The sequence below is a fragment of the Streptomyces sp. NPDC057694 genome, from assembly GCF_042799415.1.
Lineage (GTDB): Bacteria > Actinomycetota > Actinomycetes > Streptomycetales > Streptomycetaceae > Streptomyces.
This window is the reverse complement of the sequence record NZ_JBHVIX010000009.1, coordinates 279,090-293,367: the sequence shown is the minus strand read 5'-3', so window position 1 is coordinate 293,367 and position 14,278 is coordinate 279,090. Positions and strand designations below refer to the sequence as shown.

Annotated in this window: 13 protein-coding genes; 7 read left to right on the top strand and 6 right to left on the bottom strand. The window is 70.6% G+C overall.

Going from position 1 to position 14,278, the window contains the following annotated elements:
* The first annotated feature begins 1 nt into the window (after position 1).
* The 3 genes from ACFVDP_RS22075 (at position 2) to pssA (ending at position 2,897) form a co-directional block, all read left to right on the top strand.
* On the top strand, positions 2-1,207 hold the full coding sequence (locus ACFVDP_RS22075) for an acyl-CoA dehydrogenase family protein (RefSeq protein ID WP_383491938.1): 1,206 nt from the start codon (positions 2-4) through the stop codon (positions 1,205-1,207).
* Between the two features lie 195 nt (positions 1,208-1,402).
* Complete coding sequence (locus ACFVDP_RS22070; RefSeq protein WP_078506431.1) at positions 1,403-2,059, top strand: phosphatidylserine decarboxylase; 657 nt, start codon at positions 1,403-1,405, stop codon at positions 2,057-2,059.
* Between the two features lie 55 nt (positions 2,060-2,114).
* On the top strand, positions 2,115-2,897 hold the full coding sequence (gene pssA / locus ACFVDP_RS22065; protein ID WP_351445425.1) for a CDP-diacylglycerol--serine O-phosphatidyltransferase: 783 nt from the start codon (positions 2,115-2,117) through the stop codon (positions 2,895-2,897).
* A gap of 69 nt (positions 2,898-2,966) precedes the next feature.
* Here pssA and ACFVDP_RS22060 read toward each other — a convergent pair whose 3' ends face one another.
* From ACFVDP_RS22060 to ACFVDP_RS22040, 5 genes are all read right to left on the bottom strand, one after another.
* Positions 2,967-4,232, bottom strand: coding sequence for an ABC transporter substrate-binding protein (locus ACFVDP_RS22060; RefSeq protein ID WP_383491937.1), 1,266 nt, complete (start codon positions 4,230-4,232; stop codon positions 2,967-2,969).
* On the bottom strand, positions 4,229-5,335 hold the full coding sequence (locus ACFVDP_RS22055) for a branched-chain amino acid ABC transporter permease (RefSeq protein ID WP_383491935.1): 1,107 nt from the start codon (positions 5,333-5,335) through the stop codon (positions 4,229-4,231). The genes ACFVDP_RS22060 and ACFVDP_RS22055 overlap by 4 nt, the downstream gene beginning before the upstream one ends.
* Positions 5,328-6,218: a branched-chain amino acid ABC transporter permease gene (locus ACFVDP_RS22050; RefSeq protein ID WP_383491933.1), complete on the bottom strand. Its 891-nt coding sequence runs from the start codon at positions 6,216-6,218 to the stop codon at positions 5,328-5,330. The genes ACFVDP_RS22055 and ACFVDP_RS22050 overlap by 8 nt, the downstream gene beginning before the upstream one ends.
* The gene (locus ACFVDP_RS22045) at positions 6,215-7,006 is read right to left on the bottom strand and encodes an ABC transporter ATP-binding protein (protein ID WP_383491931.1); all 792 of its coding nucleotides are present in this window, start codon (positions 7,004-7,006) and stop codon (positions 6,215-6,217) included. The genes ACFVDP_RS22050 and ACFVDP_RS22045 overlap by 4 nt, the downstream gene beginning before the upstream one ends.
* Before the next feature lie 112 nt (positions 7,007-7,118).
* Entirely contained in the window at positions 7,119-7,952 is an 834-nt protein-coding gene (locus ACFVDP_RS22040) for an ABC transporter ATP-binding protein (protein ID WP_383491929.1), read from the bottom strand.
* A 238-nt stretch (positions 7,953-8,190) separates the two neighbouring features.
* Here ACFVDP_RS22040 and ACFVDP_RS22035 point away from each other — a divergent pair, with 238 nt between their 5' ends.
* Entirely contained in the window at positions 8,191-9,399 is a 1,209-nt protein-coding gene (locus ACFVDP_RS22035; RefSeq protein WP_383491927.1) for a PucR family transcriptional regulator, read from the top strand.
* Positions 9,400-9,843: 444 nt separating this feature from the next.
* Here ACFVDP_RS22035 and ACFVDP_RS22030 read toward each other — a convergent pair whose 3' ends face one another.
* On the bottom strand, positions 9,844-10,995 hold the full coding sequence (locus ACFVDP_RS22030; RefSeq protein ID WP_383491925.1) for a glycerate kinase: 1,152 nt from the start codon (positions 10,993-10,995) through the stop codon (positions 9,844-9,846).
* 232 nt (positions 10,996-11,227) lie between these two features.
* On the opposite strand from ACFVDP_RS22030, the gene ACFVDP_RS22025 reads away from it, so the two are divergent.
* The 3 genes from ACFVDP_RS22025 to ACFVDP_RS22015 all read left to right on the top strand — a co-directional run bounded on the left by ACFVDP_RS22025 (position 11,228) and on the right by ACFVDP_RS22015 (position 14,268).
* Complete coding sequence (locus tag ACFVDP_RS22025; RefSeq protein WP_383491923.1) at positions 11,228-11,722, top strand: NUDIX domain-containing protein; 495 nt, start codon at positions 11,228-11,230, stop codon at positions 11,720-11,722.
* A 138-nt stretch (positions 11,723-11,860) separates the two neighbouring features.
* On the top strand, positions 11,861-12,829 hold the full coding sequence (locus tag ACFVDP_RS22020) for a nucleoside hydrolase (RefSeq protein WP_383491921.1): 969 nt from the start codon (positions 11,861-11,863) through the stop codon (positions 12,827-12,829).
* Positions 12,826-14,268: an MFS transporter gene (locus ACFVDP_RS22015; RefSeq protein ID WP_383491919.1), complete on the top strand. Its 1,443-nt coding sequence runs from the start codon at positions 12,826-12,828 to the stop codon at positions 14,266-14,268. The genes ACFVDP_RS22020 and ACFVDP_RS22015 overlap by 4 nt, the downstream gene beginning before the upstream one ends.
* The last annotated feature ends 10 nt before the right edge of the window (positions 14,269-14,278 follow it).

Genomic DNA, 14,278 nt, shown 5'->3' with positions numbered 1-14,278 from the left:
CATGAGCCGACTCGCCCAGACCCACGGCCTGAACGACGTGCAGCGGGAGATCCTCTCCACCGTCCGGGAGTTCGTGGACAAGGAGATCATCCCGGTCGCGACCGAGCTGGAGCACCGCGACGAGTACCCGCAGGAGATCGTCGACGGGCTCAAGGAGCTGGGCCTGTTCGGTCTCATGATCCCCGAGGAGTACGGGGGTCTGGGCGAGTCGCTTCTCACGTACGCGCTGTGCGTGGAGGAGATCGCGCGTGGCTGGATGTCGGTCTCCGGCATCATCAACACCCACTTCATCGTCGCCTACATGCTGAAGCAGCACGGAACGCAGGAGCAGAAGGAGCACTTCCTGCCGCGGATGGCGCTCGGCGAGGTGCGTGGCGCGTTCTCGATGTCGGAGCCGGGGCTCGGTTCGGACGTGTCGGCGATCACGTCGAAGGCGGTCAGGGACGGCGACGAATACGTCCTGAACGGCCAGAAGATGTGGCTGACGAACGGTGGAACGTCAACGCTTGTGGCGGTTCTCACGCGAAGTGACGAAGGTCATCCCGAAGGAACGGCCCCGCACAAGTCGATGACGACCTTCCTCGTGGAGAAGGAACCCGGGTTCGGTGAGGTCAGGCCGGGCCTGACCATCCCCGGGAAGATCGACAAGATGGGTTACAAGGGTGTCGACACCACAGAACTCATCATGGACAGCCTACGTATTCCAGCCAATCGCGTGCTGGGCGGCAGCACGGGCCGAGGGTTTTACCAAATGATGGACGGTGTCGAGGTCGGGCGCGTGAATGTGGCGGCGCGTGGCTGCGGCGTCGCACAGCGTGCCTTTGAACTGGGTGTCGCTTACGCCCAGCAACGACACACTTTCGGAAAGCCCATCGCCCAGCACCAGGCGATCCAGTTCAAGCTGGCCGAGATGGCTACCAAGGTGGAAGCCGCCCATGCGATGATGGTGAATGCAGCGCGCAAAAAGGACTCCGGGGAACGAAACGACCTCGAAGCGGGAATGGCCAAGTACCTGGCCTCCGAATACTGCAAAGAAGTCGTGGAGGACGCGTTCCGCATTCATGGCGGCTACGGGTTCTCGAAGGAGTACGAGATCGAGCGTCTCTACCGCGAGGCTCCGATGCTGTTGATCGGCGAAGGTACCGCCGAGATCCAGAAAATGATCATCGGGCGCCGTCTGCTCGAGGAGTATCGGTTCCAGGGCTGAGCTCATCCGAAGTGTCCTGATTGGGGGTGTTTTCTTCGCGAAGAAGATCACACCCCGTAGGCACTCTTCGGCCGCGTCTCACCGCTTGATGTCGCTTCCTGGCTTGCCCAGTTGTGGCTCGCAACCGATACCATCCCGGGAAAAGCCGCCGTCCCCCCGTAACCAGCGCGGCCTCATCCGCTACGAAGGTCATCCATGCCCCACAGCCAAACCTCTGCACCACGCGACGGCTTCCTCGGTGGTCGCCTTGCGCGCGGAGCATCGCCGTGGCTTCTTCCGACCGTCGCCACGGCCGCACTGAGCCTGGCGCGCTCGCGTCGTTCCAAGAAGGCAGCAGCACTCGCCGTCCCGACCACCGCTCTGGCGGCCGGCATGCTGTGGTTCTTCCGCGACCCCGAGCGCGAGATCGCCCCGGGCCGGGTCATCTCCCCGGCCGACGGTGTGGTGCAGAGCATCATGCCGTGGAAGGACGGTCGCACCCGTGTCGCGATCTTCATGAGCCCGCTGAACGTGCACGTGAACCGCGCTCCCCTCGCGGGCACGGTGACGTCGGTCGAGCACATCCCCGGTGGCTTCGTTCCCGCCTTCAACAAGGAGAGCGAGAACAACGAGCGGGTGGTGTGGCACTTCGACACCGAACTCGGTGACATCGAGATGATCCAGATCGCCGGTGCCGTCGCCCGCCGTATCGTTCCCTACATCCCTCAGGGCACGAAGGTCGAGCAGGGCGAGCGCATCGGGCTGATCCGCTTCGGGTCGCGCGTCGACATCTACCTTCCCGAAGGGGTCGAGGTCGACGTCGAGGTCGGCCAGAAGACGACAGCGGGGGTGACTCGCATTGACCGTGACTGATCCCGAGGCCCAGACCTGGGCGGGTGATACCGACGATGTGGACGACGCGGAGGAGATGCCCCTCTCACTGCGCCTGTCGATAGCGGACACCCTGACGCTCGGCAACGCCACGTGCGGCTTCATGGCGGTCTACTTCACGACGACCGGCATCCTGATCCCGCACATCCAGGGCAGCAACGACTCGGGCATGGCGCGGCACTCCGCCGCGACCGCCGTGATCCTGATGCTGGCCGCCGCGATCTTCGACCTGTTCGACGGTCTGGTGGCCCGCAAGCTGCGTTCGTCGCCGATGGGCGCGGAGCTGGACAACCTCTCCGACCTCATCAGCTTCGGCCTGGCGCCCGCCTACTTCGTGCTCGTCTACGGCATGGTCGCCGACGACGCGCACCAGAGAGTGGCGGCGGTGGGGGCCATCGTGGTCCTCCTGGCGGTCGTCCTACGCCTCGCGCGCTTCTCGTGCGTGACGGTGAAGGACGGCACGTTCCAGGGCATGCCGTCGCCGTTCGGCGCGCTGACGGTCGTCTCGATCGTCCTGCTGGAGCTGCCCTTCGTGGCGACGCTCCTCGCGATCATCGGCACCGCGTGGCTGATGGTGAGCCGCGTCGAGTACCCGAAGCCGCGCGGCCGCCTCGCCGTCGCGATGCTGTCGTGGATCGTGCTGAGCATGGCGCTGCTCGCCGCGTGGGCGTTCGACGCCCCCGGCGGCCAGCTGCTGCTCCAGACCGGCTGTGCGCTGCAGCTGGTGCTCGGCGCGGTCATCCCGCTGTTCGCCACGGCCCGCCGGGTGAACAACTTCCGCGACAACCGTCGCGAGGCGCGGGCGACGCAGCTCCCGTAGTCGCGCAGCACGCATGAGGAAGGGCCCCGAACCGGTCGGTTCGGGGCCCTTCCTCATGCGTGGCCGGGGTCAGCCGGCGGACTGCGTGTAGTCCTTGGCCTCGTCGGCCTCGCCCGCCTCACGGACGACCTTCATGCCGCCGACCGCGCTCTTGTCGGGCTGGAGGATCACCGACTGGCGGGAGGACGGGGCGTCGGGGTCGCTGAAGTCCTGGGCGGTGCCGAAGCCGTTGTCGAAGGACTTCAGGGTCAGCAGCGCCTTGTCGACGCCCTCACGGGTCAGGTCCTTGTCGGCGCAGGCCTTCTTCAGGGCGTCGCCGAAGGCGGCCGCGGCGGTCCAGCCGGCGACGACGCCGTTGTCCAGGGAGTCCTTCGGGTAGGCCTTCTTGTAGTCGGCGACGAGCTTCTTCGCCTCCGGGGTGTCGGCGCCGATGGGCAGCGACGGGGAGGCGACCCAGTAGTTCTTCGTCAGGGCCGGTCCGGCCTGGGTGGCGAGCAGCTGGGGTGCGAAGGCGGAGTTGTTGCCGATGATCGGCGCCGCCAGCTTCGCCGCCGCCGCGACCCCGACGAGGGAGGCCGCCTGGCGCGGGCCCGCGCTGATCACGATGCCCTTGACGCCCGCCTTTTTCAGGGCGGCGACCTGGGCGGTCATGTCGTTGTCGGTCGGCTTGATCTTCTGCTCGACGACGGTGAGCCCGGCCTTCTCGGCGATGAACTTGGAACCCTTGAGGGCGTTCTCGCCGTAGTCGCCCTCGAAATAGACGTGCCCGAGCTTGTCGCCCTTCTTCAGGCCCTTCTCCTTCATCAGGAAGTCGACGGCGTTGATGGTCTCGTAGTCGTACGTGGATCCGATGACGCGCACGTAGGAATTGCCGAGGAGATTCGCCGACCAGGCCTGCGGCAGGACGAGGGCCTTGTCCTGGGCGATGCGCTTCTCGACCGCGGCGACGAACGGCGAGCCGATGAACTGGGTGAAGCCGAGCACGTCCGGCTCCAGCTCGGTGTATCCGGCGACGGCCTTCTGCGGGTCGTAGCCGTGGTCGCGGACGGTCAGCTTGAGCTGGTAGCCGCAGATGCCGCCGGAGGCGTTGGTCTGCTTCACGTAGAGCTGCTGCGCCTGCGTGACGCTCTTGCCGAGCGTGGCGTAGACGCCGGTCATGTCGGTGAGGACGCCCAGGTTGATGGTCTTGCCGGAGATGCCCTGGCCGGTCTTCACCCCGCCCGCGCTCTTCTCGGCCCCTGCGTCATCGTCCTTCGCCTTGGAACTGCAGGCCGCCGTGAGGGCGAGCAGCCCCGCCACGGCTGTCGCCGTGAGCATGCGGGTACGGGTGTTCATGCGTCCTCCTGAGGGTGTTTCCGGGCGCGCCGGGTGGCGATCCGGACCAGGCCGCCGGGCAGAAAGAGGACCACTGCCACGACGGCGGCGCCGTAGAGGTAGCGGGATGCCTCGCCGGGGGCGATGCCGCCGGTGCCGGGAGCCGAGACGAGGGGCAGTGCGTCGCTGTAGCGGGTGAGGAGCTGGGGCAGCAGCGAGACGAACGCGGCGCCGACGACCGCGCCCGTCACCGAGCCGAGACCGCCGATGACGATCATGGCGAGGTATTCGAGGGACAGCGTGATGCCGAAGTAGTCGGGGACGGTGCGCTGGAAGACCAGGGCGAGCAGCACCCCGGCGAGGCCCGCGTACATGGAGGAGAGCACGAAGACGGCTCCCCGGTAGCGGGCGACGGGCACGCCGAGCACTCCGGCGGCGATGCGGTGGTCGCGGATGGCGTTCATCGCGCGGCCGGGCCGCCCGCGCAGCACCCCGCGGGCGAAGAGCCCGCAGCCGAGCGTGAGGACGAGGCCGAGGTACCAGAGCTTCTCGGCGGAGCCGAACGGCACTCCGGCGAGGGTGAGTTCGCTGTCGTCGAAGGAGAGGCCGAAGAGGTTCATGAGGGGGACATCGCGGCCGTTGGCGCCGCCGGTGAGGTCCTCGGCGTTGAACAGCACGTGCTGGCCGATGAAGATCAGCGCGAGGGTGGCGATGCCGAGGTACGCGCCCTGGAGGCGTCCCGCGATGGGGCTGAACAGGCCACCTGCCACCCCCGCGAGGAGCACGGCGAGCACGGCGGCGAGCCAGGCCGGGAGCCCGAGCCCGTCGACCCCCTGCCCCTTCTCCCCGGCGAACACGCAGTAGCCGTAGGCGCCGACGGCGAGGAAGAAGGCGTGGCCCATGGAGAGCTGGCCGGTGGCGCCGGTGAGCAGGTTGAGGCCGATGGCGCCGATCGCGGCGGCCATCGCGAACAGTCCCGCCTGGAGCCAGAACCGGTCCACGTAGAACGGCAGGGCGAGCAGGACGAGGGCGAGGGCACCGGCGGCGTAGGTGCGGCGGCGCGTGAGGAACGTACGGGACGGGGCCGCCGGGGTGGGCCGGGCCCGGGTGAGCGTGTCAGACACGGGCGAGCTCCTTCGTGCCGAAGAGTCCGGAGGGCCGCAGGAGGAGGATCACCGTCATGACGAGGTACGGGGCGAGGTCGCCCAGTCCCCGTCCCATGAAGGCGAGTTCGCTCTGGTAGCCGGTGGCGAGGGACTCGGTGACGCCGACGATCAGGCCGCCGACGAGCGCGCCGGTGGTGGAGTCGAGGCCGCCGAGGATGGCGGCGGGGAAGGCCTTCAGGGCGGCGAGCGAGGTGGCCCGTTCCAGGCCCGGGGTGGGGAACACGGTCAGGAACAGCGCGGCGACGGCGGCGAGCGCGCCCGCCACGGCCCAGGCGCCGAGCGACACCCTTCCCAGCCGTACGCCCATCAGCGCGGCCGTCTCGCTCTTCTCGGCGGCGGCCCGCATCGCGACGCCCCAGGAGGTGTAGCGGAAGGTGAGCAGGAAGGCGGTGATGAGCAGGGCGGCGGCGACGAACGCGGCGATCCGGGTGTGCGCGATGGTGATGCCGCCGACGGTGAGGACGGAGTCGCCCCACGGGTCGCCGAGGGTGAGCACGTCGGTGCCGAGGCGGCGGGTGAGTTCGGTGGTGAGCAGGATGTCGACGCCGATGGTGACGATGGCGAGGACGCTGTGGTCGTGGCCGCGGTAGCGGCGCATGACGAGGAACTCGACGGCGGCGCCGACGACCGCGGCGGCGGCGATGCCGACGCCGAGCGCGGGCCAGAAACCGATGTCATCGTGGAGCGAGGCGGTGACGTAGCCGCCGGCGAGCAGCAGGGAGGCGTGGGCGAAGTTGACGACTTCGGTGGCCCGGAAGATGACCACGAACCCGAGGGCGATGAGGGCGTAGACGGAGCCCATCGAGACGCCGTTGAGGAGCAGTTCGAGGAAGGAGCTCATGCGGCGTTCTCCGGTTCTTCGGGGGCGCCCAGGTATGCCTGGATCACCGCCGGGTCGTTCTGGACGTCTGCCGGAGGTCCCCCGGCGATCCGCTTTCCGAAGTCGAGGACGGTGACCTCGTCGGCGAGGCGCATGACCACTCCCATGTCGTGTTCCACCAGGACGATCGAGATGCCGAGGCTGTCGCGGACGCCCGCGATCACGGCGGCGGTGCGGCGCCGCTCGTCGGCCGTCATCCCGGCGACGGGCTCGTCGAGGAGCAGCACCTTCGGTTCCATGCACAGGGCGCGGGCCAGCTCGGCGAGTTTCTGCGCGCCGTACGGCAACGCGCCGGTGTACGTGTTCAGTTGGTCGGCGATGCCGACGAACTCGGCGATCTCCCGCACCCGTTCGCGGTGCGCCCGCTCCTCGCGCACGGCGGCGGGCAGCCGCAGCCCCGCCGCGACGAACCCGGCCCGGGTCAGCCGGTGCCGCCCGAGCAGCAGACTGTCGGCGACCGTGGTGCGCGGCGGCAGCGCCAGATTCTGGAAGGTCCGGGCGACACCGAGCGCGGCGATCCGGTGCGGGGGCAGCCCGGTGAGCTCCGTCTCCCCCAGGTGGACGGTGCCGGAGGTGGCCCGGTACACCCCCGACAGCACGTTGAAGGTGGTCGACTTCCCGGCACCGTTGGGCCCGATGACGGCGTGCACGGTACCGGGCTCAACGGTGAGCCCGATCCCGTCGAGCGCGGTGAGCCCGGCGAACCGCACGGTCAGGTCCCGGACGTGGAGCGGCAGTACGTGATTCATCGCAGCTCTCCCTCGGTGGCGCCCCAAAGGGGCGCGGGGAACGGCGCGACCAGCCACGAAGCACTGGCAGCCGCCACACGACACAAGGCACCACATCCGCAGGCGAAGAAACTCACCGCGCACCTCCCCAAGCACGCAGCACCGCGGCCTCCCGAACCCCACCGGACGCATCGGCGACGGCATCCTCGTCAACCACCCCGAGATACCGCCGCCGCACCTCGTCGGACCCGGCCAGCTCGTCGGCGGGCCCGTGCAGCGCGACCTCCCCGACATCGAGCACGTACGCATAAGAAGCCAAGCGCAGCGCCAACGCGGCGTTCTGTTCGACGAGCAGTACCGACACCCCCTGTGAGTTGATCTCCCGGACGGTGTCGGCGATGCGGGCGGCCATCAGCGGGGCGAGGCCGAGGGACGGCTCGTCGAGGAGCAGCAGTCTCGGCTCGGCCATGAGGGCGCGGCCGACGGCGAGCATCTGCTGCTCGCCACCGGAGAGCAGTCCGGCCCGCTGCTGGGCCCGGTCGGCGAGGACCGGGAAGAGGTCGTGCACGCGGCGCAGCGCCGCCGCCTTCGCGGCCCGTGAGCCGGTCGAGCCGAGGGCGCCGGCGCGCAGGTTGTCGGCGACCGTCATCCGGGCGAACACCTGCCGCCCCTCGGGTACTTGGCAGACGCCGGCGGCGACGATCCGGTCGGGCGTGAGCCCGCTGATTCGCCGCCCGCCGAACCGCACCTCGCCCGCCGTCACGGCGCCGCCGTGGAAGTCGAGGGTGCGCGAGATCGCCCGCAGCAGTGTGGACTTGCCCGCGCCGTTGCCGCCGAGGACGGCGACGACGGCGCCCCGCGGCACGTTCAAGGTCACGTCGCGCAGGGCGCGTACGGGTCCGTAGCCGACGGATACGCCGTCGACGGCGAGTCCGGCTGCTTCATCTGCATCGGTCGCATCGGTCACTGTGTGTGTCCCTCCCTGGACCGGTACGGGACCGGTGGCGCTCACGACAGCACCGCGCGGGCGGCCCGTCCACGGGCTGCCGGGGAATCGCTGCGCAGGCCCAGCGCCCGCCCGTCCCGGTTGTGCGCGCGCACAAGACCCCGTGTCAGGGGCCTGCCGGACAAGCGCCGGGGATGGCATCCTCCGCAGCAGCGAACGAGTCCTTTGCCGTCGCTTTACGGGCTGTTGGGGAGGGACGATGGGCGGACGCAAACACCGCACCGGACAGGACTGGAAGCTGCTGAGGGAGGCGTGCACGACGCTTCTCGACCGGGTTCCGGAGCTGGTCGACGAGCACCTGCGGCAACTGTTCGCGTACTCGGACGTATATGCGCGGGTGCTGCCGTACGACGTCCAGTGGCGGGAGGCCGAGGAAGCCGTCCGGATCGGCATCGAGACGATCACGGCGCCGCGGGACGTGCCGCGCCGTGATCTGGCGTACGCGGAGGAGGCGGGCCGGCGCCGGGCGGGCCAGGGGCTGCCGCTTGACCTGCTCGTCCACGCCTACCGCAACGCGGGCTATCTGGTGTGGGACGCGCTGATGGAGAGCGCGGGGGGCGAGCCCGAGCGGCTGAAGGCCCTGATGCGGTCGGCGACGATGGTGTGGGCGGCCGTGGACGCGCAGGCCGCGGCGGCCTCGGAGGCGTACCGGGCCACCGAGCTGGAGCTGCGGCGCCGCACCGACGAGCAGATGCAGGCGCTGCTCGACGCGCTCCTGGAGGGCCGTCCTGCGCCGGGGCTCGCGGCGCGGGCCGCGGCCGGGCTGGATCTTCCCGAGCACGGTCCGTACGCGGTGGTGGTGCTGCGCGTGGAGCGCCGGGACAGCCGGGAGACGTTCCACCGGCGGGTGCAGGATCCCGACTTCCGGTTCGTGTGGCGCATGCGGGCCGACTGCGAGGTGGGCGTGGTGGCGCTCGGCGCGGGGCGCACCCTCGACGATGTGACGGTGCTGCTCGACGGGCGGTGTCCCGGGCCCGGGGGCCTGAGTCCGGTCGTGCGCGGCCTCGGCGAACTCGGGCACGCCCGGCGGCTCGCCGAACTCGCCCTGCGCACCTGTCCTCCGGACACCACGGGTGTCGTGCGCCTCGATCAGCGGATGCCCACGGCGCTGGTGGTGAGCCAGCCGGACCTGGCACAGCGGCTCGTCTCCGGCGTCTTCGGTGAACTCCTCGCGCTGGAACCGGGCGATCGGGCCGTGCTGTTGGAGACGCTGGACGCGTGGCTGGCCTGCGAGGGTTCCGCGGGGCGGGCGGCGGGTCGTCTGTACTGCCATCGCAATACGGTGTTCAACCGGTTGCGGAGGCTTGAGCAGTTGACGGCGCGGTCGTTGTCGCGGCCACGGGATCTCATGGAGATGACGCTGGCGCTGGACGCGTACCGGTTGTCGTCGGGGGCCGGGGCGTCATAGGGGGGGGGTGCGTCGTCGGGTGCGGCTCTCGTCGTGGCTGGTCGCGCAGTTCCCCGCGCCCCTTATCGGGTTGTCGGTCGTGCGCCGGCCGGTGGTCGCTTCTCGCGCCGTTCCCCGCGCCCCTGAAGCGAGCTGCGCTCGCCCCTGCCGTTTGTCCGCGGGCCGGTGGCCGCTTCTCGCGCCGTTCCCCGCGCCCCTGAGGCAGGCGCTTCGCGCCGCCTCCCCTCGGAGGCTGCGCTGCGCGCGCCTCCACACGGGGGCAGGGGGCGCGCCTCCACCTTGGGTGGGTGGCGCGCCTTGATGGAGATCGCGCACGAAGTGCGCATCTCCAGGGGCGCGGGGAACTGCGCGAGAAGCGGCCACCGGCCCGCAGCTGACGGTCAACCCGAAAAGGGGCGCGGGGAACTGCGCGACCAGCCACAACGAGAGCCGCGCGCCCCCGCCTCAGCGCAGGAAATCCTCCGCGATGCGCTCGGCCACTGTTTCCAGGATCGGGCCGGCCTCGGCGATGCAGCGGGCCACATCCGGCTCGACGTCCGTCAAGGGGTAGGCACGACGGATCCCGGCCCGCCCCAACTCCTCCGCAGGAAGAGCGAGCCGTCCGCAGACAGCGACGACCTCGATACCGGCGGCCCGCGCAGCCGAGGCAACCCCGGCCGGCGCCTTCCCGTGCAGGGTCTGCGCGTCGAGCGACCCCTCCCCGGTGATCACCAGCGTGGCCTTCGCCAGCGCGGGCGCGAACCCGAGGACATCGAGCATGACCTCGATCCCGGGACGGAACCGCGCGCCGAGCCCGACCAGGGCCCCGTACCCGATACCGCCCGCGGCCCCGGCCCCGGCAGCCTCGGCGTGCTCAAGGGCGACAGAGCCCACCGACTCCGACAGCACCTTGGCATAGTGGCCCAGGGCAGCGTCCAGCTCGGCGACGTCCTCCGGCGAGGCCCCCTTCTGCGGCCCGTACACGGTGGGCGCGCCCTTCGGACCGGTCAGCGGATTGTCGACGTCGCTGGCGAGAACGATGTCCACGTCGGCGAGGCGCGGGTCGAGGCCGGAAAGATCGGCGGAGGCGAGGGAGGCCAGGGCGCCGCCGCCCGGACCGACCGGCGCACCCGAACCGTCGAGGAACCGTGCGCCGAGCGCGGCCAGCATCCCCGCGCCGCCGTCCGTCGTGGCACTTCCACCGACGCCGAAGACGATCGTGCGGGCACCCGCGTCGAGCGCGGCGGCGATGACCTCGCCGGATCCGTACGTCGTGGCCGTCAGCGGCGCGAACTCGCCCTCGGGAAGCAGCTGGAGGCCGGACGCCTCCGCCATCTCCACCACGGCCGTGCCGTCGCGCAGCGCCCACGCGGCCGTGACGGGTTCGCCGAGCGGCCCGGTGACATGCGCCTCGCGGCGCTCGAACCCGGCCGCGACCGCCGCCGCGACGGTGCCGTCGCCGCCGTCCGCGACCGGCACGGACTCGACGGTCACCTCGGGCGCCACCCGGCGCAGACCGGCCGCCACCCGCTGTGCGACCTGCACCGCGGTGAGCGAGCCCTTGAACTTGTCCGCCGCGATCAACACGTGCCGCGCGGCCTGTGCAGCGTCCGCCACCTTGCTCCCCTTGCTGTTCGGGCCTTGCTCGCGTCAAGGCAGTCGCGCCGCTGCGACCATAACCGCAGGAGGGGGCCGCTGCCCATGGTCGTCCGGTCGGCGGGACGATGAGAACGCCGGTTAACTGCGGCTATTACGCGTCATAGTGGGGCGCCCCGAGCCCGAAACGATCGATCAACCGGCCGCGTCGGTCCCGCCGGGTGCGCGGGCGGCCTGGTTCTAGAGTGGCCCGATGACAATCCTCGACTACGCCACGTACATCGCCGGACTCCCCCGGGTCCTGGCCGGCGCCGCCGTCCTGTTCCGCGACAGCGAGGACCGGATCCTGCTGGTCGAACCCAATTACCGGGACGGCTGGGCGCTGCCCGGCGGCACCGTGGAGTCGGACACCGGGGAGAGCCCGCGGCAGGGCGCGCGCCGCGAGACGCTGGAGGAAATCGGGCTCGACGTACCGCCCGGGCGGCTGCTCGTCGTGGACTGGGTGCCCGGCACCGGGCGCCCGCCGCTGGTGGCGTACCTGTACGACGGTGGCGTGCTCGGCGCCGCGCAGATCGAGGCGATCCGGCTCCAGGAGGAGGAGCTGCTGTCGTGGCGGTTCGTGGCGCGCGAGGAGCTGGACGCGTATCTGCTGGGGTCGCTCGGGCGCCGGGTGCGCTCCGCGCTCGCGGTGCTCGACCGGGATGCCGGGACGGCGGAACTGGAGTGCGGGGAGCCCGTCACGGGGTGATCTGTCCCCGTTATGCCCCATACACCCATGAACCAGCGGGTGCGATACGCGACATCTACGCGCGTTGACAACTCGTGTGGCGCCGGGTGAGCTTTACGGGGACAGTTTTTCCCAACCGGAGCAAAGGGGCTCAAGACGTTGGCCAGGAAGATCATTCTCGACTGCGACCCGGGACACGACGACGCGGTGGCGATGCTGCTCGCGCACGGCAATCCCGACATCGACCTGGTGGCGGTGACGACCGTCGTCGGCAATCAGACCCTGGAGAAGGTGACCCGCAACGCGCTGTCGGTCGCGGCCATCGCCGGGATCACCGGTGTGCCGTTCGCCGCCGGGTGCCCGCGGCCCCTGGTCCGGGAGATCGAGACGGCGCCGGAGATCCACGGCGAGACCGGGCTCGACGGGCCGGAGCTGCCCGCGCCCGCCTTCGCACTCGACCGGCGGCACGCCGTCGACCTCATCATCGACACGGTGATGAGCCACGAGCCGGGCGAGATCACCATCGTCCCGACGGCCGGCCTGACGAACATCGCGCTCGCCGCCCGCAAGGAGCCCCGCATCGTCGAGCGGGTCCGAGAGGTCGTGCTGATGGGCGGCGGCTACCACGAGGGCAACTGGAGCCCGGTCGCCGAGTTCAACATCGTGATCGACCCCGAGGCCGCGCACATCGTCTTCAACGAGAAGTGGCCGCTGACCATGGTAGGCCTCGACCTCACCCACCAGGCCCTCGCGACCCCCGCCGTCGAGGAGAAGATCAGGGCGGTCGGCACGAAGCCCGCCGCGTTCGTCCTCGAACTGCTCGACTTCTTCCGCGAGGCCTACCGGGAGAACCAGGGCTTCGAGCACCCGCCGGTGCACGACCCGTGCGCGGTCGCGTACGTCATCGACCCGAGCGTCATGACCGTACGGAAGGCGCCCGTCGACATCGAGCTGCGCGGCGCGCTCACCCTCGGCATGACGGTGACCGATCTGCGCTCCCCCGCGCCCGCCGACTGCCACACCCAGGTCGCGGTGAAGCTGGACCACGACCGGTTCTGGGATCTCGTCGTGGACGCGCTCGTCTGCATCGGGGAGCCCGCCGGGCAGAGCGGAACGAGCACCGCATGAACGTCGCCGCCTCCCCCCACACCCCGGACGGCGGCTCCCGCGCGGGACGCCCGGTCCGGATCGGCGCGCTCATGGTCGCCCTGCTCGCGGCCAGCTTCGCCTTCCAGCTGAACGCCTCGATGCTCAGCCCGGCGCTGGCGACGATGGCGGACGAGCTGGACACCACCGCCTCGGCGATCGGCGTCACCCAGACGGCCTTCTTCACGGCCGCCGCCCTGTTCTCGCTGTTCCTGCCGCGCCTGGGCGACCTCATCGGCCGCCGCAAGGTGCTCACCGGGATGATGGTCCTGATGGCCGTCGGCTGTGTCGTCTCGGCGCTCGCCGGATCCGTCGGCATGCTCGCCGTCGGCCGCGTCGTCCAGGGCGCCTCGGGTCCGACCATCCCGCTCGCGCTGATCATGCTGCGCGTCGAGGTCCCCGACCCGAAGAAGTACGGCACCCTCATGGGCATCGTCACGGCCGTCAACGGCGGCATCGCGGGCGTCGACTCCTTCGCGGGCGGCTCGCTGGCCGAGCACGCCGGCTACGCGTCGATCTTCTGGGTCATGACCGGTTTCGCGCTCGTCGCGGCCCTGCTGGTGCGGCTCTTCGCGCCCGAGTCGCGTGCCGAGCTGCGCCCGCCGATGGACTGGCCGGGCGTCGCGCTCCTCGTCGTCTCGGTCGGCGCGCTGCTGATCGCGTTCAACGAGGCGGGCAAGCTGGGGAACGCCAACTGGCCGCTCGCCGTCGGCCTGCTGGTCCTGGCCGCGCTGGCCTTCTGGGCGTTCTGGCGGATGGAGACCCGCGCGAAGCACCCCCTCGTCACCACGGCCCTGCTCAAGCGCCGGGCGACCTGGTCGCTGCTGCTGTCGACGATGCTCACCATGACCGGCGTCTTCGCGATCATGAACGGGCTGCTGCCGGGCTTCGCACAGGACACCTCGGTCGGCCTCGGCCTCGGCGCCGAGGGAGCCACCTGGTGGACGCTCACCCCGTACGCCCTCGCGGGCCTCGCCACGGGCCCCCTCTCCGGACGCCTCGCGGCGACGTACGGCTACGGCCGGATCCTGCGCATCGGCCTCATCGCGACGGCCGTCGCCACGGTCATCGCCCTGCTGACCCTGCGCACGGACTCCTCGGGGCTGCTGCTGACCGTGTCGATCCTGCTGGGCGTCACCTACGCGGGCACGGTCAACATCATGCTGAACGGCTTCGGCATCGTGCTCTCCCCCAAGGAGAACCCGGGCTTCCTGCCGGGCCTGAACGCGGGCTGCTTCAACCTGGGCGCGGGCCTCAGCTTCGTCGTCCTGTACGCGGCCATGGACGCGGTCGCCCCGTCGGGCGGGACGTCGGTCGGCGGTTACAGCGCGGGCGTCGTCGCCGGTCTGATCCTCATCGTGGCGGCCCTGCTCGTCTCGACGCTCATCCCGAAACCGGTCGACGCGGAGGCGACGGCCTGACCTACCCTCG

What these genes read in the sequence shown, in the direction of transcription:
- ACFVDP_RS22075 (WP_383491938.1), top strand. Translation starts at nt 2, where the DNA reads ATGAGCCGACTCGCCCAGACCCACGGCCTGAACGACGTGCAGCGGGAG.
- ACFVDP_RS22070 (WP_078506431.1), top strand. Translation starts at nt 1,403, where the DNA reads ATGCCCCACAGCCAAACCTCTGCACCACGCGACGGCTTCCTCGGTGGT.
- pssA (WP_351445425.1), top strand. Translation starts at nt 2,115, where the DNA reads ATGCCCCTCTCACTGCGCCTGTCGATAGCGGACACCCTGACGCTCGGC.
- ACFVDP_RS22060 (WP_383491937.1), bottom strand. Translation starts at nt 4,232, where the DNA reads ATGAACACCCGTACCCGCATGCTCACGGCGACAGCCGTGGCGGGGCTG.
- ACFVDP_RS22050 (WP_383491933.1), bottom strand. Translation starts at nt 6,218, where the DNA reads ATGAGCTCCTTCCTCGAACTGCTCCTCAACGGCGTCTCGATGGGCTCC.
- ACFVDP_RS22045 (WP_383491931.1), bottom strand. Translation starts at nt 7,006, where the DNA reads ATGAATCACGTACTGCCGCTCCACGTCCGGGACCTGACCGTGCGGTTC.
- ACFVDP_RS22035 (WP_383491927.1), top strand. Translation starts at nt 8,191, where the DNA reads ATGGGCGGACGCAAACACCGCACCGGACAGGACTGGAAGCTGCTGAGG.
- ACFVDP_RS22025 (WP_383491923.1), top strand. Translation starts at nt 11,228, where the DNA reads ATGACAATCCTCGACTACGCCACGTACATCGCCGGACTCCCCCGGGTC.
- ACFVDP_RS22015 (WP_383491919.1), top strand. Translation starts at nt 12,826, where the DNA reads ATGAACGTCGCCGCCTCCCCCCACACCCCGGACGGCGGCTCCCGCGCG.